Raw genomic sequence first — 25,947 nt, 5'->3', positions numbered from 1 at the left:
AAAATCCATGGTTAGCGAGTGAAAAAAATGTCAACAATATTATGGATTACGAGCTTTATGCTCCACGGTATACTGATCTATTTCGTCATCATCCTTTACACGCGGCTCAGCGCTTTTAAAGAGGCCGAAAAAAATCAAAAACAGCTATTGGAAGAAACAGAGAATACGCTGACCGCATTTCTGATGGAGCTGAAAGACGAAAATGAAAGGCTCGTCAGCCAGCTGCAGCAAGCCGGGGAACACGAAGTGCAGCAAGCGGAAAAACACCGTCCGGCCGCCCCGGAAGAAGCCGCCGCCGACCGCCCTGGAGCAAAAGACGCGGACGATCTGCCGCTTCACATCGAATCGATGATTGATGAAGTGGAAAGAAAAGAAGATGTCCTGAATCAGGAACAAACGGGCGAAGCGGTTTCCTTTGAAGAAAAAGCCGTCGCACTGCATGAAGAGGGCTATTCACCCGAAGATATTGCAAGGCAGTTGAAAAGCGGAAAAACCGAAATCGAGCTTTTGTTAAAATTTCGCGGAAAGCTGAAAAACGATTCTTGATTGTCCGGGAAGCTTATGTTATATTAATTCGTGGTGTTAATTACACACGCTTAACGATTTATGCAAGCGGTGCTATCGCGCTGTGCGCGTTAGTCCTGCATAAAAATGACCTAAGCGGAGGAAAAAACCATTATATTAGGAGGAAATCACATGTCAGTCATTTCTATGAAGCAATTGCTTGAAGCTGGTGTTCACTTCGGTCACCAAACTCGCCGTTGGAACCCAAAAATGAAACGTTACATCTTCACGGAGCGTAACGGAATCTACATCATCGACCTTCAAAAAACGGTCAAAAAAGTTGAGGAAGCATACAACTTTACGAAAAACCTTGCAGCTGACGGAGGAAAAATCCTTTTCGTCGGTACGAAAAAGCAAGCACAAGACTCTGTTAAAGAAGAAGCGGAACGTTCTGGAATGTACTATGTCAACCAACGCTGGCTCGGCGGTACATTAACAAACTTTGAAACGATCCAAAAGCGTATCAAACGCCTTAAAGATATCGAAAAAATGCAAGAAAACGGCACATTTGACGTGCTTCCTAAAAAAGAAGTCGTTCAATTGAAAAAAGAATTAGAGCGTCTTGAAAAATTCCTTGGCGGAATCAAAGACATGAAAGAACTTCCTGACGCGCTGTTCATCATCGACCCTCGCAAAGAGCGCATCGCTGTTGCTGAAGCGCGCAAGCTGAACATTCCGATCATCGGAATCGTCGACACAAACTGCGACCCTGATGAAATCGACGTTGTCATCCCTGCGAACGACGACGCGATCCGCGCTGTCAAATTGCTTACTTCTAAAATGGCCGATGCGATTTTGGAAGCGAAGCAAGGTGAAGAAACAGCAGCTGAAACAGAAGAGAAAGAAGCAGAAACAACTGAAACGACAACTGCTTAACCTGATCAAAAGGTGATAAGGGGGAACTGCCTTTTATCACCTTTTTTTTCACCAAATGACAATTTACATAATTTGTTGAATCATAAGGAGGAAATCAAAATGGCAATTAGTGCACAAATGGTAAAAGAGCTTCGCGAAAAAACCGGTGCAGGCATGATGGACTGCAAGAAAGCGTTAACTGAAACTGACGGCGACATGGACAAAGCAATCGACCTTCTCAGAGAAAAAGGAATTGCAAAAGCGGCGAAAAAAGCTGACCGCATCGCTGCTGAAGGTCTGACGCTCGTGAAAACAGAAGGCAACACAGGCGTGATTTTGGAAGTGAACTCTGAAACTGACTTCGTTGCGAAAAACGAAGGCTTCAAAGCGCTTCTAAACGACCTGGCTGATCATATTCTTGCCGAAAAGCCTGAAAACCTTGAAACAGCTATGGCGCAAAAAATGGCAAACGGTTCAACTGTTGAAGAATACATTACGAGCGCCGTTGCAAAAATCGGAGAAAAAATTACGCTTCGCCGCTTCGCTGTGCTTACAAAAGGCGATGACGCTGCATTCGGTTCATACCTGCACATGGGCGGAAAAATCGGCGTGCTGACCGTTCTAAACGGCACAACTGACGAAGAGACTGCGAAAGACATCGCAATGCACATTGCGGCTATCAACCCTCGCTACATCTCCCGTGACCAAGTGTCTGAGGAAGAAGCAAAACACGAGCGCGAAATTTTGACTCAGCAAGCTCTTCAAGAAGGCAAGCCTGAAAACATCGTCGCTAAAATGGTTGAAGGCCGTCTGAACAAATACTTCGAAGAAATCTGCCTCCTGGATCAGGCGTTCGTGAAAAACCCTGATGAAAAAGTGAAGCAGGTTGTCGGCGCGAAAAACGCAACCGTTGAAACATTCGTCCGCTACGAAGTCGGAGAAGGAATCGAAAAACGCCAAGAAAACTTTGCTGAAGAAGTTATGAACCAAGTGAAAAAATAAGACTGAAAAGCGCTTGCCAAAGCAGTTCGGCACGATCTTTTCAAGGAAAATAAGGGACACTGACTGTGTCCCTATTTTTAAAACAGTTTACAAACCTTTTTTTCTCTTGCATAATAAATAACGGCAAGCATGCACTTGGAGGTTATTATGGAAAAACCAAAGTATAATCGTATCGTATTAAAGCTTAGCGGAGAAGCGCTTGCGGGTGAGCAGGGAAGCGGCATCAACCCGACCGTGATCCAGTCCATCGCCAAGCAGGTGAAGGAAATCGCCGAGCTTGACGTTGAAGTTGCAGTCGTTGTCGGAGGAGGCAACCTGTGGCGCGGAAAAACCGGAAGCGATCTGGGAATGGATCGCGCGACGGCAGATTACATGGGAATGCTTGCAACTGTCATGAATTCCCTCGCCCTTCAAGACAGCCTTGAAACACTCGGCGTTCAGTCAAGGGTGCAGACATCGATAGAAATGAGGCAGGTCGCTGAGCCATACATAAGAAGAAAAGCGATTCGCCATCTTGAAAAGAAGCGTGTCGTCATTTTCGCTGCCGGTACAGGCAATCCGTATTTTTCTACGGACACGACAGCTGCGCTAAGAGCGGCTGAAATTGAAGCCGACGTCATTTTGATGGCCAAAAATAATGTCGACGGCGTGTACAATGCCGATCCAAGGACTGACGAAACGGCCGTAAAATATGAACAACTGTCATATCTCGACGTATTGAAAGACGGTTTGGCCGTCATGGATTCGACTGCTTCTTCACTGTGCATGGATAACGACATCCCGCTGATCGTCTTTTCCATTATGGAAGAAGGAAATATTAAAAAAGCCGTGTTCGGCGAACCAATCGGAACAATCGTAAGGGGGAAATAACGTGTCAAATCAAGTGATGAATGAAACAAAAGAACGCATGGAAAAAGCCGTGGCCGCATACCAGCGCGAACTTGCCACAGTCCGTGCCGGACGTGCGAATCCGTCGCTGTTGGATAAAGTAACGGTCGAATACTACGGAGCGCAAACGCCTTTAAACCAGCTTTCGTCCATTACTGTGCCTGAAGCGCGCATGCTCGTCATCACACCGTATGATAAAACGGCGCTCGGAGACATCGAAAAAGCGATTCAAAAAGCCGATTTGGGCGTGACTCCGACAAACGACGGCAGCATTATCCGCATCACGATTCCTCCTTTAACAGAGGAGCGCAGAAAAGAGCTCGTCAAGCTCGTCAAAAAATATTCTGAAGATGCGAAAGTCGCCGTCCGCAACATCCGCCGCGATGCAAACGACGATCTGAAAAAATTAGAGAAAAATGGTGAAATGACTGAGGATGAACTGCGTTCTTCAACGGAAGACGTGCAAAAACTGACAGATGAATACGTGTCAAAAATCGATGAGATCACAAAAGATAAAGAGAAAGAAATCATGGAAGTTTAATGAAAAACTCTGTACAATAGATAATAGTGAAAAGACCCTCTCATGTTTACAGGGGGTTTTTTTGTTAATACTGTTGTTATCTAGCAGGATATCACAGGAAAGCAACCTTTTGGGTGATGGAGGAATCTCATGCTCAATATACTCAAAAATTGGAAGAACCAGCATTCGGTTGCTTCCAATGAATCTTACACAAAAGAAAATATATTAAAGGGAGAAATTCCTGAACATATCGCCATTATTATGGACGGAAACGGCCGTTGGGCAAAAAAACGTGCCATGCCCCGCATCGCGGGCCATCATGAAGGCATGAAGGTAGTCAGGGAGACAACAAAGCTTGCAAGCGAACTTGGTGTCAAAGCATTGACTTTGTATGCTTTTTCTACTGAAAACTGGAAACGTCCAAAGCTTGAGGTTGATTTTCTGATGAAGCTGCCTGAAGAATTTTTGGGCACGTATCTTCCTGAATTGGTGGAAGAGAATGTTCAGGTGCGCATTACCGGTGATAAGAACGGTCTGCCCCCTCATACGATCCGCGCTGTGGAAAAAGCCATCAGCGATACGGAGCACAATGACGGACTTATTCTTAACTTTGCATTGAACTACGGGGGACGTGCGGAAATCGCAAATGCTGCCAAAAGAATCGCCGAGGAAGCAAAAAAAGGGACGCTCGACATTGAAGAAATCGATGAAAAGCTGTTTTCCGATTATTTAATGACCGAATCGCTGCAGGATCCCGATTTGCTGATTCGGACAAGCGGCGAGATCAGGCTGAGCAATTTCATGCTCTGGCAGCTTGCGTACAGCGAGTTTTTATTCACCGATGTTCTGTGGCCTGATTTTAAAGAAGTTCATTTCCTACAGGCCATCGGAGAGTATCAACGTCGAGGGAGAAGGTTTGGCGGAATTTAGAGGATGGTGCAGATGAAACAGAGAATATTGACGGGTGTTCTGGCAGCGGCGATTTTTTTGCCGCTCGTGATTTTGGGCGAGCTGCCGTTCACCTTGCTGGTCTACGCGATGGGCATATTGGCCCTATTTGAACTTTTGAGAATGAAAGGCATGAAGCTTTTGAGCCCCCCGGGCATCATAAGCCTCTTGCTGCTCATGATTTTATTAGTCCCGGCTCAATTTGGCGGAACCGTGGATATCACCGTCACGAAAGGGGAAACCGTGTTTTTGGCCGTGCTGCTCTTGCTTTCTTATACGGTCCTCAGCAAAAACTCGTTTTCTTTTGATGAAGCGGCTTTTGCTGCTTTGGCTGCAATCTATATCGGATTCGGTTTTTATTATTTTATCGAAATCAGAAGCATCGGTCTCAGCTATGTATTTTTTGCGATCGGCGTCGTCTGGTCGACGGATTCGGGCGCTTATTTTATCGGAAAGGCCCTCGGTAAGCGCAAGCTTTGGCCTGAGATCAGCCCCAACAAAACGATTGAAGGCTTTTGGGGAGGCATTTTGACGGCTGTCGTCTTTTCGGCCGTTTACCAGGCCGCAACAGGCTTTCCGCATTCGTATTTATTCGTGTTTTTGATCACCGTGCTTTTGTCGATCGTCGGGCAGCTCGGCGATTTGGCCGAATCTGCGTTCAAGCGGCATTACCAGGTGAAAGACTCCGGACGGATTCTTCCCGGACACGGCGGAATGCTCGACCGCTTTGACAGCTTTTTATTTGTCATGCCGGTTTTATACTTCTTGCTTGTTCTTTTTCAGCCGTTCGGGCTATGATAGAGAAGTACTGATAGCTAGAAAGAAACAGAGGTGCGGCAATTTTGAAGAACATATGTCTTTTGGGGGCGACAGGCTCCATCGGGGAACAGACGCTTGATGTCATAAAAGCGCACGGCGATAAATTTCGTCTTGCGGCGATGACGTTTGGCAAAAATGTAGAAAAAGCGGCTGAGATCATCGAAATGTTTAAACCGAAATACGTAGCCGCCGGTGATGAGCGTACATATAAAAAATTAAAACAGCTTTCTTTTTCCTACTCCTTTCAAACGGGAGTCGGGGAAGAAGCTTTAATGGAAGCGGCTGTTTTCCCGGAAGCGGATATCGTCGTCAACGCTCTTGTCGGAAGCGTCGGACTTATTCCGACGTTAAAGGCGATAGAGCATAAAAAAACAATTGCGCTTGCAAATAAGGAAACTCTTGTGACAGCCGGACATATAGTGAAAGAACATGCAAAACAATACGATGTTCCATTGCTGCCCGTCGACAGCGAGCATTCTGCGATTTTTCAATGCCTCCAGGGCGAAAATCCGAAACAGATCAAGCGCCTCGTCATCACGGCTTCGGGCGGAAGTTTCAGAGACAGAACGAGAAAAGAGCTGGAAGGCGTAACGGTCGAGGAAGCCCTCAACCATCCAAATTGGTCGATGGGTGCAAAAATTACGATCGATTCGGCTACAATGATGAATAAAGGACTCGAAGTCATAGAAGCGCACTGGCTTTTCGACCTGCCGTACGAACAGATCGATGTTCTGCTGCACAAGGAAAGCATCATCCATTCAATGGTCGAGTTTCATGACAGAAGCGTCATCGCCCAGCTCGGCACCCCCGATATGAGAGTGCCGATCCAATACGCGCTCAGCTATCCGAAGCGCCTGCCGTTTGAAGAAGCGAAATCTCTCGAGCTGTGGGAGATCGGCCAGCTGAATTTTGCCCAAGCTGATGTTGAAAGGTTCCGCTGCTTACAGTTCGCATATGAATCAGGCAAAATAGGCGGTACAATGCCGACCGTTTTAAATGCGGCCAACGAGGAAGCCGTTGCAGCGTTTCTGTCAGGCAGGATTACCTTTTTGGAAATCGAAGACATCATCGAAAAAGCATTGGAACGTCATCAGGCGATTGCAAAACCTAGCCTTCAGGAGATCCGTGAAGTGGACAAAGATGCCAGAAGGTTTGTCCAAACATTACTCACATAAGGTGGTATGTCCGTGAATACTGTGATAGCTTTTATTCTCATTTTTGGAACGCTCGTTTTTTTCCATGAGCTGGGCCATTTAATCCTTGCCCAAAGAGCGGGGATCCTGTGCCGGGAGTTTGCCATCGGCTTCGGCCCGAAGATCTTTTCGTTTAAGAAAAATGAGACCGTCTATACGATCCGCCTGTTTCCGATCGGCGGCTTTGTCCGGATGGCCGGCGAAGATCCCGAAATGGTCGAGGTGAAGCCGGGTTATACGGTCGGGCTTTTGTTCAACAAAGAAAATAAAGTCGAGAAAATCATTTTAAATCAAAAAGAAAAATATCCTGATGCATTGGTCATCGAAGTCGAAGAGGCCGATTTGGAGCACCAGATGAGAATTTCCGGCTATGAGCAAGGCAATGAGGATCAGCTCGTTTCCTTTTCCGTCAGTGAAACGTCATTTTTCATCGTCGACGGGGAAGAAGTGCAGGTTGCACCGTACAACCGCCAATTTCATTCGAAAACGGTCTGGCAGCGAATCAAAGCAATTGCAGCCGGTCCGATCATGAATTTTATTCTGGCTTACGTGATTCTCGTCATGCTCGGGTTGATGCAGGGCGTGCCTTCAGATGAGCCGGTGCTCGGAAAGCTGATCGACAACGGACGTGCAGCTGAAGCCGGACTCAAGGAAGGAGACCGCATCCAGACGATCAACGGAGAAAAAATGTCTTCGTGGACCGATATTGTCAACACGGTCAGGGAGCATCCGGAAAAGGAACTGAAGGTCGTTCTGACGCGCGACAATGTCAAGATGACGAAATATGTGACCCCTGAATCGGTCAAATCGGGGAAAGAAACCGTCGGCAGATTCGGCGCTTATAACCCTGTGCAAAAAGGCATGTTAACATCGATTTCATACGGCGCGACCGAAACTGTCGCTGTGGCGCAGAACATCGTCACAAGCCTAAGCAAAATCGTGACGGGCCAGTTTTCGATCGATATGCTGGCTGGACCTGTCGGCATCTATGATATGACAGAGCAAGTGGCGAAAACGGGTATCATCAACCTGCTGAAGCTTGCAGCCTTTTTAAGCATTAACCTCGGGATTGTCAACCTCCTGCCGATTCCGGCTTTGGACGGCGGAAGGCTGTTGTTTCTGTTGATTGAAGCGGTCCGCGGAAAGCCGATCAACCGGGAAAAAGAAGCATTTGTCGTATTCATCGGCGTGGCGTTTCTGATGCTGTTGATGCTTGTCGTTACATGGAACGACATCCAGCGTTTATTTTTATAAAAATGAATAAAAAGTAACCAATTGACATAAATGAGGTGCGAACGAAATGAGACAGAGCAGGACTCTAATTCCGACGCTCCGGGAAGTGCCGGCTGATGCGGAGGCGAAAAGCCATCAGCTCCTTCTCAGAGCGGGTTTTATCCGACAAAATACGAGCGGCGTATACAGCTATATGCCCCTTGCCAATAAAGTAATTCAAAAGATTCAGGCCATCGTCCGCGAAGAGATGGAAAACATCAACGCGGTTGAAATGCTGATGCCGGCGCTGCAGCAGGCTGAAACTTGGCAGGAATCCGGAAGATGGTATACATACGGACCTGAGCTGATGAGGCTGAAAGACCGCCACGGCCGCGAATTTGCGCTCGGCGCCACACACGAAGAGGTCATCACAAGCATCGTACGGGACGAAATCAAATCGTACAAGCGGCTTCCGCTGACCCTCTATCAGATCCAATCCAAATTCCGCGATGAAAAGCGTCCGCGTTTCGGATTGCTGAGAGGCCGCGAATTCATCATGAAAGACGCGTATTCTTTCCATTCATCTGCTGAAAGCCTTGATAAGACATACAACGATATGTATCAGGCTTACATGAACGTCTTTACGAGATGCGGATTGAATTTCAGGCCGGTTATCGCCGACTCCGGCGCAATGGGCGGAAAGGACACGCATGAATTCATGGCGCTATCCGATGTCGGGGAAGATACGATTGCCTATTCAGATCAGTCGTCATATGCTGCCAACATCGAAATGGCAGAAGTGCTGGAATCCGCTGAAGCCAAAAACGAAGACATGAAAGAGCTCCAGGAAGTCCATACGCCAGGCGTGAAAACGATTGAAGAGCTTGCCGGATTTTTACATGTATCCCCGTCAGACTGCATCAAATCGATGCTGCTGAAGGCGGACGACCGCTTCGTCCTCGTCTTGACAAGAGGGGATCATGAAGTGAACGATATTAAGGTGAAAAATCTGCTGAACGCGCAAACGATCGAATTCGCAAGCGCTGAAGAAGTCCAATTGGTCATCGGGACAGAGCCGGGCTTTGTCGGACCGATAGGCCTTAACCCGGACATCGAGGTATACGCCGATTTCGCCGTAAAAGCGATGGCAAATGCAGCCGCAGGCGCGAACAAAGCTGACTACCATTATCAAAACGTCAATATCAGCCGCGATGCGGGCAATGTCACATACGCTGACCTCCGATTCATCCAGGAGGGAGATCCGTCCCCTGACGGCAAAGGGACGATCCGCTTTGCAAAGGGAATCGAAGTCGGACAGGTATTCAAACTCGGCACCCGCTATTCAGAAGCGATGGATGCGACATTCCTTGACGAAAACGGCCGCGCCAAACCGATGCTGATGGGCTGCTACGGAATCGGTATTTCACGGACGCTTTCCGCCATCGTCGAACAGCATCACGACGAGAAAGGCCTGATCTGGCCGCTGAGCGTGAGCCCGTATGACCTTCACATTCTCGCGCTCAACATGAAAAATGACGCACAGGCCGAGCTTGCTGAACGATTATACGGCGAATGTAAAGAGAAGGGTTATGACGTTTTATTTGACGACAGGGCTGAGAGGGCCGGCGTAAAATTTGCGGACTCCGATCTCATCGGCCTTCCGATCCGTATCACGGTCGGAAAGCGTGCTGACGAAGGCATTGTCGAAGTGAAGATCCGCAAAACCGGGGAGACTTTTGAAGTCGCAGCCGGCGAGCTTTCAGACTTCATCGAAAAGCAAATCAAGAGCTTATCTTCACATTCATAAACGTGTTACACTAATGTAAAGGAAGGTACCTCGGGAATCCCTGAGGTACCTTCCATTATGATTTTCTTTTAGGGAGGAATCTGTCTTGGAAGACCAGCTTTCTGTCAACAGAAGACAGTTTCAAATTCTTCTGCAGCAGCTGAATTTTACCGAAGATACAGTAATCCGCCATCTTGAAGGCGGGCAGATCATCAAGCTTACCGTTCATAAAAACAAGAAGACCTGGCATTTCCACTTTCAATTTAAAGCCGTGCTGCCGTATCAGGTTTTCGAACGGTTTCATCACCAGCTGACACGCACCTTTTCCCATATTGCACAAGTGACATGCTCAATCGAAGCCGAAGACCGGACGGTGGACGAGCGGCTCATCCAGGACTACTGGACGCGCTGCATTCAAGAATTAGACGGCATTTCTCCGCCGATTTTAACGCTTTTGAATGAGCAAAAGCCTAAACTTTCAGGGAACAAACTCGTACTGAAAACGAAAACAGATACAGAAGCTTCGGCACTGAAGAAAAAATACGCTTCACTCATTCAGGCAAGCTACCGGACGTTCGGGTTTCCCGAGCTTCAGCTCGAGACTGAAATTTTCGTATCAGATCAAGAGATTCAGAAATTCAGAGAACAAAAGCTGGCTGAAGACAAGGAACGCGCCCTTCAGGCCTTAATCGAAATGGAAAAGCAGGATAAAGAAAGCGCTGAAGATGAGGCGCCGCAAGGGCCGCTGCAAATCGGCTATCCGATCAAAGACACGGAAGAAATCAGGACGCTTGACAGCATCATGGATGAAGAGCGGAGAATTACGGTTCAAGGGTATGTGTTTGATGCTGAAACAAGGGAGCTCAAGAGCGGCAGAACGCTTTGCATCTTTAAAATCACAGATTATACGAACAGCATCCTCATCAAAATGTTCGCCCGCGAGAAAGAGGACGCAAACCTGATGAAATCCTTGAAAAAAGGGATGTGGGTCAAGGCGCGGGGAAGCATTCAAAACGACACGTTCGTCCGCGATTTAGTTATGATCGCCAACGATGTAAATGAAATCAAAGCGAAAACGCGCGAAGATACCGCACCGGATGACGAAAAACGGGTTGAACTTCACCTTCATTCGCCGATGAGCCAAATGGATGCCGTTACAAGCATCGGCAAGCTTGTCGAACAGGCGAAAAAATGGAACCATTCCGCCATCGCAATTACGGATCACGCCGTCGTACAGTCGTTTCCGGATGCGTATGCGGCAAGCAAAAAACACGGCGTGAAAATGATCTACGGCCTTGAAGCGAATCTCGTAGATGACGGCGTGCCGATCGCTTACAACCCCGCGCACCGTCTTTTAGAAGAGGAAACCTATGTCGTATTTGACGTCGAAACGACGGGGCTGTCCGCGGTATACGATACGATCATCGAATTGGCCGCTGTAAAAGTAAAAGGCGGGGAAATCATCGAGCGTTTTGAAAGGTTTGCTAACCCGCATCGTCCTTTATCAGCTACCATCATTGAGCTGACGGGAATTACGGACGATATGCTCAAAGACGCACCAGATGTTGAAGAAGTGATCAGGGATTTTAAGGAATGGATCGGAGACCACACGCTTGTCGCCCACAATGCGAGTTTTGACATGGGGTTCATCAATGTCGCCTATAAGCGGCTTCTGAAAACCGAAAAAGCGCAAAACCCTGTCATCGATACGCTGGAACTTGGACGTTTTCTCTACCCTGAGTTCAAAAACCACAGACTGAATACGCTCTGTAAAAAGTTCGATATCGAGCTCACGCAGCACCACAGGGCGATTTATGATACGGAAGCGACGGGCTATCTCCTCGTGAAAATGCTTAAAGACGCGGCTGAAAAAAATATTTTGTATCATGACCAGCTCAATGAAAACATGGGGCAGTCGAATGCGTATCAGCGCTCAAGACCTTATCATGCGACACTTTTGGCGGTAAACGAAACAGGCTTAAAAAACCTGTTCAAACTCGTTTCACTTTCACACATCAACTATTTTTACAGGGTGCCGAGAATTCCGCGGTCACAGCTGGAAAAGCACAGAGAAGGCCTGTTAGTCGGCTCGGCGTGCGACAAAGGCGAAGTATTTGAAGGCATGATGCAGAAATCGCCGGAAGAGGTCGAGGAGATCGCTTCGTTCTATGACTATCTTGAAGTGATGCCGCCTGAAGTCTACCGCCATCTGCTCGAGCTTGAGCTGGTCAGGGATGAAAAATCGCTCAAGGAAATCATTACAAACATCACAAAGCTTGGGGACAAGCTGAACATACCCGTCGTGGCAACAGGAAATGTGCATTACTTAAATCCGGAGGACAAAATCTACAGAAAGATTTTGATTTCCTCGCAGGGCGGGGCAAATCCGCTGAACAGGCATGAGCTGCCGAACGTTCATTTCCGTTCGACGGATGAAATGCTTGAAGCCTTTTCATTCTTGGACAAGGAAAAAGCGAAAGAAATCGTTGTGACGAATACGCGGATGATCAGCGAAAAAATCGAAGAAATCAAACCGATCAAAGACGATCTCTATACGCCGAAGATCGAAGGGGCAGATGAAGAAATCCGCAACATGAGCTATGAAAAAGCGAAAAGCATTTACGGCGAAAATTTGCCCGAGATTGTGGAGAAGCGTATCGAAAAAGAGCTGAAAAGCATTATCGGCCACGGATTTGCCGTTATTTATCTGATTTCCCACAAGCTCGTAAAACGCTCTCTTGATGACGGTTATCTCGTCGGCTCAAGGGGATCGGTCGGTTCTTCACTCGTTGCGACATTGACTGAAATTACCGAGGTTAATCCGCTGCCTCCGCACTACGTCTGTCCTGATTGCTGCCATTCGGAATTTTTCAATGACGGATCTGTCGGCTCGGGATTCGACTTGCCTGACAAAGACTGTCCGAAATGCGGGGCCGTCTATAAAAAAGACGGGCACGATATTCCGTTCGAAACGTTCCTGGGCTTTAAAGGGGACAAGGTTCCGGATATCGATTTGAACTTCTCCGGGGAATATCAGCCCCGCGCCCACAATTACACGAAAGTGCTGTTCGGGGAAGATAACGTCTACCGCGCGGGAACGATCGGCACGGTTGCCGAAAAAACGGCTTACGGATATGTCAAAGGGTATGCGAACGATAACAATCTGCATATACGCGGGGCGGAAATCGACCGCCTTGTGCAGGGGTGCACCGGCGTTAAGCGGACGACGGGCCAGCACCCGGGCGGAATCATCGTCGTTCCGGACTATATGGATATTTACGATTTTTCACCGATCCAGTTTCCGGCAGATGCCACCGATTCAGAATGGAAAACGACCCACTTCGACTTCCATTCGATTCACGACAATCTGCTGAAGCTTGATATTCTTGGACACGATGATCCGACGGTGATCCGCATGCTTCAGGATTTAAGCGGAATCGATCCGAAGACGATTCCGACCGATGATCCGGAAGTCATGAAAATCTTCCAGGGGCCTGAGTCTTTAGGCGTCACAGAAGAGCAGATCGGCTGTAAAACCGGTACGCTCGGAATCCCTGAATTCGGAACCCGTTTCGTCAGACAGATGCTTGAGGATACAAAGCCTACGACATTTTCCGAGCTCGTCCAGATTTCCGGACTTTCTCACGGCACGGACGTCTGGCTCGGGAACGCACAGGAGCTCATTCATAATAATATATGCGAGCTGAGCGAGGTTATCGGATGCCGCGACGATATTATGGTGTATCTCATCTATCAGGGCCTTGAACCTTCCCTGGCCTTTAAAATTATGGAGTTTGTCCGGAAAGGGAAAGGCTTGACACCGGAGTGGGAAGAAGAAATGAGGAATAATAATGTTCCCGAGTGGTACATCGATTCATGCAAGAAAATCAAATACATGTTCCCGAAAGCCCACGCCACCGCCTATGTGCTGATGGCCGTCCGGATCGCATATTTTAAAGTGCACCACCCTCTGCTTTATTACGCGGCATACTTTACGGTCCGCGCCGATGATTTCGATATCGATACGATGATCAAAGGCTCGACCGCGATCAGAGCCGTCATGGATGACATCAACAGCAAGGGGCTTGACGCTTCTCCGAAAGAGAAAAGCTTGCTTACCGTGCTTGAGCTGGCGCTTGAAATGTGTGAAAGGGGATTTTCTTTCCAAAAGGTGGATTTATACAGGTCAAGCGCCTCAGAATTTATTATTGACGGCAACAGCCTGATCCCTCCTTTCAACTCCATTCCGGGCCTTGGTACAAACGCCGCTTTAAATATTGTCAAGGCAAGGGAGGAAGGCGAATTTCTTTCAAAAGAAGATTTGCAAAAAAGGGGAAAGGTTTCGAAAACCCTTATGGAATACTTGGAGCGGCACGGCTGCTTAGAGTCGCTTCCGGAACAGAATCAGCTTTCTTTATTCTAAAACTGCCGGCTTTGTCGGCAGTTTTTTTTGTTAGGTTTTCTTCGAATAGGACAGCTGCAGGAGGAAATGCCTCATTCTGCATAAAGGGCTGCCAGATCCATTGACATAAAATATACAATAATGTTAATATCTTCAAAAGAATCTCAGATTTGAAGACAAAAAGCTATCAATCTCTTTAGTTTGTTTCTCGTTTAAACAAACTAAGTTTTTATACAGTACACCATTTCCCCATGTTAACCGCCCCCTCAAAAAAGGTTGCATTCAGAATCTCTCTGTTATTGGCAGACACTATGAGCTTTAACTGAAAGGAGGTGAGGAGGATGTAGCAAACTTTTAGTTTTATCGGTAAACAGAGGTGAGGGGGATGAATCATGTGAAACGGACCGTTTTTTCAAAAATGAAAGCGCTTTTCTCGCTTGCTGTACTTTTGGCCGCCGCGGTTATGATGCCGTTTTCTGAAAGGGACAGTACGGCATATGCGGCGGACAATCAGCAAAATTACGCTGAGCTCCTGCAAAAGTCGATCTTGTTTTATGAAGCGCAGCGCTCAGGCAAACTCCCCGACAACAGCCGGCTGAATTGGAGAGGCGATTCAGGGCTTGATGACGGAAAGGACGCCGGCCGCGATTTAACCGGCGGATGGTATGATGCCGGAGATCATGTGAAGTTCGGGCTGCCGATGGCGTATTCTGCCGCCGTTTTAGCCTGGTCGGTTTATGAATACCGCGATGCGTATATAGCAGCCGGACAGCTCGGGGCGATTTTGGACAATTTAAAATGGGCGACGGATTATTTTATTAAAGCGCATACAGCTCCTAACGAATATTGGGGGCAGGTCGGCAATGGAGCCGCTGACCACGGCTGGTGGGGGCCGGCTGAAGTCATGCCGATGAAGCGTCCCGCCTACAAGATTGATGCCGGCTGCCCCGGTTCGGATTTAGCAGGCGGTACCGCTGCTGCCCTCGCTGCAGCTTCAATCGTCTTTCAGCCGACAGATTCCTCATATGCCGCGACACTTATAACGCACGCGAAGCAGCTGTATGATTTCGCTGACCGATACCGCGGCAAATATTCCGACTGTATCACAGATGCCCGGCAATATTACAATTCGTGGAGCGGGTATAAGGACGAATTGACATGGGGAGCCGTATGGCTGTATCTGGCAACCGATGAAGAGCGATATCTGGACAAAGCGCTCTCTTCGGTCAACGACTGGGGAGATCCGGCAAGCTGGCCTTACCGCTGGACCATTTCGTGGGATGACGTCACATACGGGGCACAGCTCCTGTTGGCACGTCTGACGAACGATTCCCGCTTTACCGCGAGTGTCGAGCGCAACCTTGATTACTGGTCAACCGGCTACAAGCATGACGGAAGCACGGAAAGAATCACATATACGCCGGGAGGGCTGGCGTGGCTTGAACAGTGGGGCTCGCTCCGTTATGCATCAAATGCCGCGTTTCTCGCGTTTGTTTATTCAGATTGGGTAAAAGACGAGGCTAAAGCGAAAAGGTATCGCGATTTTGCCGAACAGCAAATCAACTATATGCTTGGAGACAATCCGGGGAAGCGCAGCTTCGTTGTCGGCTATGGAACAAATCCGCCGAAACATCCGCATCACCGGACTGCACACGGGTCATGGGCCGACAATATGAACGTGCCTGAAAACCACCGGCATACGCTTTACGGAGCACTGGTCGGCGGACCGGGAAGAGACGATTCATACCGGGATGAGACATCAGACTATGTATCAAACGAGGTAGCGATTGACTACAATGCCGCTTTTACGGGGAATATTGCGAAAATGTATGAACTGCATGGAGTGGGACAATTGCCGCTGCCCGGCTTCCCTGAAAACGAAACGCCGGATGACGAGTTTTTTGCAGAAGCGTCCGTCAACAGCTCAGGAATCAATTTCACCGAAATACGGGTGCAGCTCAACAACCGGTCGGGATGGCCGGCAAGAAAATCCGATCAACTGTCTTTCCGCTATTACATTGACCTTACTGAAGCGGCGGGTGCCGGATATTCAGCCGACGACATCAAAGTCGCACTCGGAGGATATCACGAGGGGGCAACCGTGTCTCAGCTGAAGCCTTATGATGCAAAGAATCACGTTTACTACACGGAAGTCAGCTTCAGCGGTGTGCCGATTTATCCGGGCGGACAATCGGCTCACAAAAAGGAAGCGCAATTTCGCATTTCGGCACCGTCGGGAACGGCCTTTTGGAATCCGAATAACGATTACTCCTACCAAGGACTGTCATATATGCTTGCGAAAACCCGGTATATCCCTGTTTATGATGGAGGACGGCTCGTATTCGGAAACGAGCCGAAGTAAAAAGCCGGGATGGAAACCCGGCGTGCAAAACATGGAGAAGCTTTAAAAGGAGGACACACCATGGACAACAAAACCCGTTTTATGCAATTGTATGAGCAGATTAAAAATCCGAATAACGGTTATTTTTCCCCGGAGGGCATTCCGTACCACTCCATTGAAACACTCATCTGTGAAGCTCCGGACTACGGCCATATGACGACATCTGAAGCATACAGCTATTGGCTGTGGCTCGAAGCGATGTACGGGCGTTACACGCAAGACTGGGCTAAGCTTGAAGCCGCTTGGGACAACATGGAGAAATATATCATCCCCGTCAATGAAGGAGACGGAAAAGAAGAACAGCCGACGATGCGCTACTACAACCCTTCAAGCCCTGCCACATACGCCGCTGAACATCCCTTTCCTGACCGCTACCCGTCGCCTCTTACCGGACAGTATCCCGCAGGAAACGACCCGCTTGACGCCGAGCTGAAAGCCACATACGGAAGCAATGAAACGTATTTGATGCACTGGCTGCTGGACGTTGACAACTGGTATGGATTCGGCAATCTTCTGAACCCTTCCCATACTGCTGCCTACGTCAACACTTATCAGCGCGGAGAACAGGAATCAGTCTGGGAAACGATTCCGCATCCGTCCCAGGATGATCAGACCTTTGGAAAAGCAAATGAAGGGTTTATGAGCCTGTTCACAAAAGAAAATCAGGCGCCTGCTCCGCAATGGCGCTACACGAACGCGACGGATGCCGATGCCCGCGCCATTCAGGCGATGTACTGGGCAAAGCAGTGGGGCTACAACAATTCAACGTATTTGAACAAAGCCAAAAAGATGGGGGACTTTCTCCGCTACGGCATGTATGATAAATATTTCCAAAGGATTGGGAGCGCTTCTGGAGGATCGCCGCAAAGGGGATCGGGCAAAGACGCCTGCCATTATTTAATGGCATGGTACACCGCATGGGGAGGCGGGCTCGGACAGTATGCGAACTGGGCTTGGCGGATCGGCGCAAGCCATGTGCATCAAGGCTATCAAAATCCGGTTGCCTCATATGCGCTGTCTACGTCTGAAGGTGGCCTGATTCCAAATTCGCCTTCGGCGCGCGCCGACTGGGAAACCGCGCTGAAACGGCAGCTTGAACTGTATACGTGGCTGCTTTCTTCAGAAGGTGCGATCGCCGGCGGCGCTACAAACAGCTGGAACGGCAACTACAGCCGGTATCCGGAGGATGTCAGCACGTTTTATGGCATGGCGTACACAGAAGCGCCGGTTTACCATGATCCGCCTTCAAACAATTGGTTCGGCATGCAAGCCTGGCCGATGGAAAGGGTCGCTGAACTGTATTATATTTTGGCTGCAAAAGGCGACACATCTTCCGAGAATTTTAAAATGGCAAAGACCGTCATTGAAAAATGGACCGCTTATTCGATGGACTATGTTTTTGTTAACGAACGTCCGCTGTCAGACGATGAGGGCTATTATTTGAATGAAGCGGGAGAAAGAATTTACGGCGGCAACAACCCGAATGTTGCCACAGAGCCTGATCCGGGCGAATTTTGGATTCCGTCCAATCTAGAATGGAGCGGTCAGCCCGACACGTGGAAAGGTTTCGCTTCCTTTACGGGCAACCCGGGGCTGCACGTTACGACAAAGAGCCCGTCACAGGATGTCGGTGTTCTCGGAAGCTATATTAAAACGCTTGTTTTCTTTGCGGCTGGAACAAAAGCCGAAACAGGAAGCTTCACCGCTCTCGGAAACCGCGCCAAAAACCTCGCGAAAGGCCTGCTCGATTCGGCGTGGAATAAAAATGACGGGATCGGTATTGCGGCAGAGGAAGAGCATGCCGATTACGTCCGCTACTTTACGGAGGAAATCTACTTCCCGAACGGCTGGAGCGGAAGGAACGGCCAGGGAAACACCATCCCCGGACCGAATACCGTGCCGTCCGACCCTGCTAAAGGAGGAAACGGCGTCTATATCAGCCATACGGATCTCCGTCCAAAGATCAAAAACGATCCGAAATGGACTTATTTGGAAAACAAATACCGAACATCGTGGAACCCGGATACCGGCAAATGGGAAAATGGTCTGCCGACATTCATTTACCACCGTTTTTGGTCCCAAGTCGACATCGCGACAGCGTATGCCGAGTATGACCGCTTAATCGGAGATGCGTAGAGAACTCAGCATATTTTTGAAAACGCTTTAAATAGAGGCGGTGCTGACCTTAAGCGAACGGCGCCGCCGCTTTACTCTACAAATAAAGATGCGAAATAAGGAGGATAAAAGATTGAGAGATAAGTGCATAAAATCGATCATCGTCTTATTTTTGTTCATGGGAACGGCTGCTCTTGGCGCGATTCCGGCCTCGGGAACAGAAAGGGAAACAAAAGCGACAGTTGAGAATAAACCGTTAGACCTTTTGGAAAAGATGAGCCCCGGCTGGAATCTCGGCAACACGCTTGATGCCGTCCCCACCGAAGGCTCATGGAACAACCCGCCTGTTCAGGAGCACACATTTGACGATATTCGCGAGGCAGGGTTTAAAAGCGTCAGAATTCCCGTGACCTGGGATTCGCATATCGGCGGCGCTCCGGATTACAAGATTGCCCCGGAGTGGATGAATCGGGTGGAACAAGTCACAGACTGGGCGTTAAAAAGAGACTTCTATGTCGTATTAAATGTCCATCACGATTCATGGCTGTGGATCAACCGCATGGGAAGCAGCCAGCAGGAAACGCTGGAAAAACTGGGTAAAGTATGGACACAGATCGCAGACCGCTTCAAAAACAAAAGCGACCGTCTGCTCTTTGAAATCGTCAATGAACCGACGGGAATGAGCGCCTATCAATTGAATCTCCTCAACCGTGAGATGTTGAGGATGATCCGCGCTACAGGCGGGCAAAATGCCGAGCGTCTCGTTATCGTCGGCGGGCTGGAAGACAACAAGGATGAGCTGCTCAATACATTTGAACCGCCTGATGATGACAGAATCGTGCTGACCTTCCACTACTATTCCCCATGGGACTATGTCTCCAACTGGTGGGGCCGGACGACTTGGGGAACGTCCAAAGATATCGAAGACATGGAGCGGGATATTAAACCGGTTTATGAAACATTCGTTGCGAAAGGTTATCCGGTCATTATCGGCGAGTACGGGACGCTGGGCGCCAATGAGAAGTATTCCAAGCGTCTTTACCACGATGCGCTTGTCGGACTGGCTCACAAATATCAAATGGTCACCATGTGGTGGGATAATGGGAATGACCAGTTCGACCGGACAACAAGAACCTGGCGCGATCCGGTTGTAAAAGACATCGTCATTCAAGCGGGGCGGGGCATCTCTAATGCCATCGTCAATCCGGGAGACCTTTATATCAGAAAAGGGCAGTCCATCACCGATCAGACGATGGAAATCCGCCTGAGCGGAAACAAGTTTGCGGGAATCCGGCACCGATCGGAACAATTGCAAAACGGAACTGATTATACGGTCTCCGGACAGTCGGTGACGATCAAAGCATCATATTTGGCAAAGCTCATTGACGGATCGCCGGCATTCGGAACGAAGGCAGAGCTTACCTTTGCGTTTGACAAAGGAGCGAGCCAGGTGGCCGACGTGATTCTGTATGGCGCGCCGAAGCTTGAGAAAGATGAGTTTACGATCAGCAGGTCGAATATCAAGGGAGATTTGGAAATCCCCGCTTCTTTAAACGGGACGAAGCTCGCCACCGTTAAAGGTGTCGTGGACTCGACCGGCAGGCCGGTTCTTGAAGACGTATGGTCATGGACGCCATACTTGAACTATGACGAAGATTTTTATGAAAAAGCCGGGAAGCTGTATCTCAGAGAGCGCGTTTTACACTTCTTGAAGAGCGATTCGACCTTTACATTTGAAATGTGGCCGAAGGGTGTCGAAGTAGCCGTGAAAGTGAAAGTCACGCCTTAAAGAAACGGGCGATTAAAAAGACAGGGAGCGGCGGCGAAAATCAGATGCCGCCGTCACCTCAGTGAAAGCGGGGAGAACCATGAAAGCGCGAAAAATGTTGCTGCACTTGCTGATGGTGCTGTTAGCGGCATGTTCGGCCATGCTGCCCGGCGATAACCGGGCATTTGCCGCATCTCCTTTTGTGGAGACATCGGGAACAATTTTTAAATTGAACGGAAAAGATTTTTATTTTGCAGGAACCAATAACTATTATTTTCACTACAAATCTAAAAAAATGGTCGATGATGTATTTGAAGATATGAAAGCGATGAATCTGAAAGTGATCCGGATTTGGGGCTTTCTTGACGGCACGCCGCAAGAAAACTCCGTCATGCAGCCAAGGCCCGGGGTATTCGATGAATCAGGCTTTTCAAAGCTTGATTACGCCATTTACAAAGCGGGCCAGACCGGGATAAAACTGGTCATTCCCTTTGTGAACAACTGGGACGATTTCGGCGGGATGAATCAATACGTCAGATGGTTTCAGGCTTCCGGACATGATGCGTTTTATACCCATCCCGGCATTAAACAGGCTTATAAAGATTATGTCGCTTATATGCTGAACCGGGTAAACACTTATACGGGCGTAAAGTATAAGGACGATCCCGCCATTATGACATGGGAACTGGCAAACGAGCCAAGGGTTCAGTCGGATAATAGCGGCGACACGCTCATTGAATGGGCTGATGAAATGAGCGCATTTATTAAATCAATCGATCAAAACCATCTTGTCGCGGCAGGAGATGAAGGGTTTTATCGGATTGAAGGCCATCCGGACTGGACATACGGAGGCGGAGAAGGCGTTGACTGGAAGCGGCTGACCGCCTTGCCCGGCATTGATTACGGAACCTTCCACCTGTATCCCGACCATTGGGGCAAAACCGCGGAATGGGGAAACCGGTGGATTTTGGATCATATTCGTGACGGAAACGAAATCGGCAAGCCCGTCGTTCTGGAGGAATACGGCTACCTGGACAAAGCGAGGCGGGATGCCGTCTACAGCACCTGGCTTGATATCATCGAGTCACAGGGCGGCGCCGGAAGCCAATTTTGGATTTTAACCGGCATTCAGGACGACGGCACCCTTTATCCGGATTATGACGGCTTCCGGATTATTCATCCGAGTACGTCTGCTTCCGTCATTTCAGAACATGCGGAGCGAATGAACGAAAAGTCGTTCAAAATAAAGGAGAAAACCGCAACCGATTTGCAATAAAAATATGGTTATGGTATAGTTTTATTGGAAATGCTAACGATAGCCGAGGCGAAGAGTGGGGAAACCCGCTCTTTTGTATTGAACAGGCAATTTTGTCTCGACATGTTCATCGTCTTTTCTTTAGCCCCTGCTTCTTAAAAAGCGGGGTTTTTACGAGAGAGCTGATGAATGGGAGCCTGCACAAGGAGGAAAAGTATGAGTAGCAAAGTGGTCGAAACAGCAAGCGAAATGGTTCAGCCCATATTAGACAATCTTCAGCTTGAACTCGTTGACATCGAATTTGTCAAGGAAGGGCAAAACTGGTTCCTTCGCGTGTTTATTGATTCTGATGACGGCGTCGACATCGAAGAATGTGCAAAGGTTAGCGAAGCGCTGAGTGAAAAGCTTGACGAGGCTGATCCGATTCAGCAGAACTACTTTCTTGAAGTATCATCTCCCGGAGCGGAACGGCCTTTAAAGAAAGAAGCCGATTTCACGAAAGCGCTCGGAAAAAACGTATACATTAAGACGTACGAACCTATTGAAGGCAATAAAGAATTCGAAGGCGAGCTTTCTGCATTTGACGGTGAAACCGTAGAAATTACAGTCACGATCAAAACACGGCAGAAAAAAATCCAGATACCGTACGAAAAAATAGCAAAAGCAAGGCTGGCTGTTTCGTTCAATTAATTTTTGACTGTTTAAGGGGGAAACCATAAACATGAGTAGTGAGTTGTTAGATGCCCTGACTGTTCTTGAGAAAGAAAAGGGAATCAGTAAGGAAATTATTATTGATGCAATTGAGGCTGCGCTCATTTCCGCATACAAGCGGAACTTTAACCAGGCGCAGAATGTCAGGGTCGATTTAAACCGCGACACCGGCACAATCCGCGTTTTCGCACGCAAGGACGTCGTGGACGAAGTCTATGATCCGCGCCTTGAAATCTCGATTGAAAACGCCAGAAACATCAACCCGAACTATATTGTCGGGGACGTCGTGGAAATAGAAGTTACCCCGAAAGATTTCGGCCGCATCGCCGCCCAGACGGCGAAGCAGGTGGTTACCCAGCGCGTCCGCGAAGCCGAGCGGGGCGTCATCTATTCAGAATTTATCGACCGTGAAGAAGATATCATGACAGGCATCGTCCAGCGGATCGACAATAAGTTCATCTACGTTTCTCTGGGCAAAATCGAGGCGCTATTGCCCGTCTCTGAACAAATGCCGAACGAGGTCTACAAGCCTCACGACCGGATCAAAGTGTACATCACAAAGGTCGAGAAAACGACGAAGGGTCCGCAGATTTATGTTTCAAGAACTCATCCCGGATTATTAAAGCGCCTCTTCGAAATCGAAGTTCCTGAAATCTACGATGGAACCGTCGAGCTTAAGTCTGTGGCGAGAGAAGCAGGAGACCGCTCGAAAATCTCCGTCCGGACGGACGATCCAGACATCGATCCGGTCGGCGCCTGCGTCGGCCCTAAAGGACAGCGCGTGCAAGCGATCGTCAATGAACTGAAAGGCGAGAAAATCGACATTGTCCACTGGTCAAGCGATCCCGTCGAATTTGTCGCAAATGCGCTGAGCCCTTCCAAAGTCCTTGATGTCATCGTCAATGAGGAAGACAAGGCGACAACCGTCATCGTCCCTGATTACCAGCTTTCGCTCGCCATCGGCAAAAGGGGCCAAAACGCCCGGCTGGCCGCAAAGCTGACAAGCTGGAAAATCGATATTAAAAGCGAAACTGATGCAAGGGAACTTGGGATTTATCCAAGGGAGCTTGAAGAAGAGTCTGAAGAGCTCTTTTTAGAGAGCGAAACTCCAGAAACGGATGAATAAGAGGTGACCTTTGGTGAAAAGCCGAAAGAAGATCCCGCTTCGAAAATGCGTCGTAACAGGGGAAATGAAGCCTAAAAAGGAGCTCATCCGCGTCGTCCGCTCCAAAGAAGGGGAAGTTTCAGTAGACCCGACTGGCAAAAAGAACGGCCGGGGAGCTTACCTTACGCTTGATAAAGACGTAATCTTAACCGCAAAAAAGAAAAACAGCTTAGCAAATCAGCTTCAGGCACAAATTGATGATCAGATTTTTGATGAATTGCTGGAACTGGCGGAAAAGGAGACCAGATAGATGTCGGAATCAGAGTGGTTTTCCTTGCTGGGCCTGGCGAATCGAGCTCGAAAGGTCGTGTCCGGAGAAGACCTGGTTGTGAAGGAAATCAGGCATTTGCGCGCAAAGCTTGTTTTGCTTGCAGAAGACGCATCAGCCAACACGGAGAAAAAGGTAACCGACAAATGCAAGTACTACGGCGTGCCGTGTAAAAAAGTCGGAGACCGTACGATTCTCGGCCGTGCAATCGGCAAAGAATCCCGTGTGGCAGTGGCCGTCACTGATCAAGGCTTTGCGCAAACGTTGCTCCGAAAGCTCGATTAATTTTTTTGGGGGTGAACGAATGGCTAAAATGAGAGTTTATGAATATGCAAAAGCCATAAATGTTTCAAGTAAGGATGTCATCGCGTCATTGAAAGATATGAATATCGAAGTCAATAACCATATGGCAATGATTGAAGAAAGTGCAATCAAACAGCTTGATAAAAAATTCAAAAAAGGCGCCGGACAGCCTGCGGGAAACAAGCAGGCCGAAAACAAAAAAAGCGCCGATCGAAGCGGCCAAAAACCTCAGCAAGAAGCCGCAAAACAGAATGCCGGAACTAAGCCAAAGAAAAATCGAGACGGAAAGAAGAATAACGTGCAAAATACTCAATTTAACAACAAAAACAAGAAGAAAAACAACAACAACAAAAAAAACAAGCGCAATAGAAACCATCATTCTCCGCAGGAGAAGCAGGTTAAACCGAAAAAGGAACTGCCTGAAAAAATCTCGTTTACAAATTCAATGACGGTCGGCCAGCTGGCCGAAGAACTCGGCAAAGAGCCGTCAGAAATCATTAAAAAACTGATGCTGCTCGGAACTATGGCGACGATCAACCAGGATCTCGACAAAGATACGGTTGAACTGATCGCTTCCGAATACGGCGTTGAAGTCGAAGAAGTGATCGTCCACGAAGAAACCGAATTTGAAAAGTACGAGGAGCCTGATCGCGAAGAAGATCTTGAAATCCGTCCGCCTGTCGTGACGATCATGGGTCACGTTGACCACGGAAAAACGACGCTTCTTGACAGCATCCGCAAAACGAAGGTTGTCGAAGGAGAAGCAGGGGGTATCACGCAGCATATCGGCGCTTATCAAATCGAAGAAAACGGCAAAAAAATCACGTTCCTCGATACGCCGGGACACGCCGCATTCACGACAATGCGCGCCCGCGGAGCGGAAGTAACCGATATTACGATTCTCGTCGTCGCGGCTGATGACGGGGTTATGCCTCAGACGGTCGAAGCGATCAACCACGCAAAAGCCGCAGAGGTGCCGATTATCGTCGCCGTTAATAAAATCGATAAACCGACGGCAAACCCGGACCGCGTCATGCAAGAGCTGACAGAGCACGGCCTCGTTCCGGAAGCATGGGGAGGAGACACGATTTTCGTTCCGCTTTCCGCTCTTTCAGGCGAAGGAATCGACGAGCTGATTGAAATGATTCTGCTTGTCAGCGAAGTAGAGGAGCTTAAAGCGAATCCAAACCGCAGGGCGAAAGGTACGGTCATCGAAGCCGAACTTGATAAAGGAAAAGGCTCTGTGGCAACATTGCTCGTCCAAAACGGAACGCTTCGCGTCGGAGATCCGATCGTTGTCGGAAACACGTTCGGCCGCGTGCGTGCGATGGTCAACGATGTCGGCAGACGCGTCAAAGCGGCCGGCCCGTCAACTCCTGTTGAAATCACAGGTCTTAACGAAGTTCCGAACGCCGGGGATCAGTTCCTTGTCTTCAAAGACGAAAAAACGGCCCGCTCGGTCGGTGAAGCGCGCGCTTCCAAACAGCTTGAAGAACAGCGCAGCGATAAAGCGAAGCTCAGCCTTGACGACTTATTTGAACAGATCAAACAAGGAGACGTCAAAGATATCAATCTTGTCGTAAAAGCCGATGTTCAAGGCTCTGTTGAAGCGCTGGCGGCAGCTCTTCAAAAAATCGAAGTGGAAGGCGTCAGGGTAAAAATCATTCATACAGGCGTCGGCGCGATTACCGAATCAGATATCATTTTGGCTTCCGCGTCAAATGCGATCGTTATCGGGTTTAATGTAAGACCTGACGGTAATGCTAAGAGTA

General features: G+C 48.6%; 20 protein-coding genes. All 20 read left to right on the top strand.

The features are described 5' to 3' along the window. The first annotated feature begins 27 nt into the window (after nt 1–27). Nucleotides 28–546: a DUF6115 domain-containing protein gene (locus tag V7126_RS11415; RefSeq protein WP_046128939.1), complete on the top strand. Its 519-nt coding sequence runs from the start codon at nt 28–30 to the stop codon at nt 544–546. A gap of 150 nt (nt 547–696) precedes the next feature. Next, nucleotides 697–1,440 carry a 30S ribosomal protein S2 gene (gene rpsB / locus V7126_RS11410; protein ID WP_046128938.1) on the top strand — a complete coding sequence of 248 codons (744 nt, stop codon included), beginning with the start codon at nt 697–699 and terminating at the stop codon, nt 1,438–1,440. 99 nt (nt 1,441–1,539) lie between these two features. Beyond that, the gene (gene tsf, locus V7126_RS11405; protein WP_046128937.1) at nt 1,540–2,421 is read left to right on the top strand and encodes a translation elongation factor Ts; all 882 of its coding nucleotides are present in this window, start codon (nt 1,540–1,542) and stop codon (nt 2,419–2,421) included. 147 nt (nt 2,422–2,568) lie between these two features. Further along, on the top strand, nt 2,569–3,291 hold the full coding sequence (pyrH, locus tag V7126_RS11400; protein WP_046128936.1) for a UMP kinase: 723 nt from the start codon (nt 2,569–2,571) through the stop codon (nt 3,289–3,291). A gap of 16 nt (nt 3,292–3,307) precedes the next feature. After that, the gene (frr, locus tag V7126_RS11395) at nt 3,308–3,850 is read left to right on the top strand and encodes a ribosome recycling factor (protein WP_202049319.1); all 543 of its coding nucleotides are present in this window, start codon (nt 3,308–3,310) and stop codon (nt 3,848–3,850) included. Between the two features lie 129 nt (nt 3,851–3,979). Then, a complete protein-coding gene (locus tag V7126_RS11390; RefSeq protein WP_046128934.1) occupies nt 3,980–4,759 on the top strand; it encodes an isoprenyl transferase in 780 nt (259 codons plus the stop codon). 12 nt (nt 4,760–4,771) lie between these two features. Continuing rightward, entirely contained in the window at nt 4,772–5,575 is an 804-nt protein-coding gene (locus tag V7126_RS11385) for a phosphatidate cytidylyltransferase (protein WP_046128933.1), read from the top strand. Nucleotides 5,576–5,619: 44 nt separating this feature from the next. Further along, nucleotides 5,620–6,771, top strand: coding sequence for a 1-deoxy-D-xylulose-5-phosphate reductoisomerase (dxr, locus tag V7126_RS11380; protein WP_046128932.1), 1,152 nt, complete (start codon nt 5,620–5,622; stop codon nt 6,769–6,771). Nucleotides 6,772–6,777: 6 nt separating this feature from the next. Next, nucleotides 6,778–8,043 (top strand): RIP metalloprotease RseP, encoded by a 1,266-nt coding sequence (gene rseP, locus V7126_RS11375; RefSeq protein WP_099047038.1) that lies wholly within the window; start codon nt 6,778–6,780, stop codon nt 8,041–8,043. A 46-nt stretch (nt 8,044–8,089) separates the two neighbouring features. Then, a complete protein-coding gene (locus tag V7126_RS11370; protein WP_046128930.1) occupies nt 8,090–9,808 on the top strand; it encodes a proline--tRNA ligase in 1,719 nt (572 codons plus the stop codon). Nucleotides 9,809–9,893: 85 nt separating this feature from the next. Continuing rightward, nucleotides 9,894–14,210 (top strand): PolC-type DNA polymerase III, encoded by a 4,317-nt coding sequence (locus V7126_RS11365; RefSeq protein WP_046128929.1) that lies wholly within the window; start codon nt 9,894–9,896, stop codon nt 14,208–14,210. A gap of 442 nt (nt 14,211–14,652) precedes the next feature. Continuing rightward, complete coding sequence (locus V7126_RS11360; RefSeq protein ID WP_396335463.1) at nt 14,653–16,551, top strand: glycoside hydrolase family 9 protein; 1,899 nt, start codon at nt 14,653–14,655, stop codon at nt 16,549–16,551. A gap of 60 nt (nt 16,552–16,611) precedes the next feature. Continuing rightward, nucleotides 16,612–18,726 carry a glycoside hydrolase family 48 protein gene (locus V7126_RS11355; RefSeq protein ID WP_046128927.1) on the top strand — a complete coding sequence of 705 codons (2,115 nt, stop codon included), beginning with the start codon at nt 16,612–16,614 and terminating at the stop codon, nt 18,724–18,726. 112 nt (nt 18,727–18,838) lie between these two features. Then, the gene (locus V7126_RS11350; protein ID WP_046128926.1) at nt 18,839–20,494 is read left to right on the top strand and encodes a cellulase family glycosylhydrolase; all 1,656 of its coding nucleotides are present in this window, start codon (nt 18,839–18,841) and stop codon (nt 20,492–20,494) included. A 79-nt stretch (nt 20,495–20,573) separates the two neighbouring features. Beyond that, nucleotides 20,574–21,749, top strand: coding sequence for a glycoside hydrolase 5 family protein (locus V7126_RS11345; RefSeq protein ID WP_046128925.1), 1,176 nt, complete (start codon nt 20,574–20,576; stop codon nt 21,747–21,749). Between the two features lie 195 nt (nt 21,750–21,944). Further along, the gene (gene rimP / locus V7126_RS11340; protein WP_046128924.1) at nt 21,945–22,418 is read left to right on the top strand and encodes a ribosome maturation factor RimP; all 474 of its coding nucleotides are present in this window, start codon (nt 21,945–21,947) and stop codon (nt 22,416–22,418) included. A gap of 31 nt (nt 22,419–22,449) precedes the next feature. Continuing rightward, entirely contained in the window at nt 22,450–23,565 is a 1,116-nt protein-coding gene (nusA, locus tag V7126_RS11335) for a transcription termination factor NusA (protein WP_046128923.1), read from the top strand. Nucleotides 23,566–23,578: 13 nt separating this feature from the next. Beyond that, nucleotides 23,579–23,854, top strand: a complete 276-nt coding sequence (gene rnpM, locus V7126_RS11330) for an RNase P modulator RnpM (RefSeq protein ID WP_082094016.1) — start codon at nt 23,579–23,581, stop codon at nt 23,852–23,854. Further along, the gene (locus V7126_RS11325; RefSeq protein ID WP_046128922.1) at nt 23,855–24,157 is read left to right on the top strand and encodes a YlxQ family RNA-binding protein; all 303 of its coding nucleotides are present in this window, start codon (nt 23,855–23,857) and stop codon (nt 24,155–24,157) included. Between the two features lie 19 nt (nt 24,158–24,176). Beyond that, nucleotides 24,177–25,947 (top strand): translation initiation factor IF-2 (gene infB, locus V7126_RS11320; protein WP_335497600.1); only part of this gene is annotated, 1,771 nt, incomplete at its 3' end.

Source organism: Bacillus sp. JJ675 (assembly GCF_036963165.1).
In the GTDB taxonomy this organism is placed as follows: domain Bacteria; phylum Bacillota; class Bacilli; order Bacillales; family Bacillaceae; genus Bacillus; species Bacillus glycinifermentans.
Note: the sequence above shows the minus strand (reverse complement) of the source record. Positions and strands in the feature narration are given on the sequence as shown.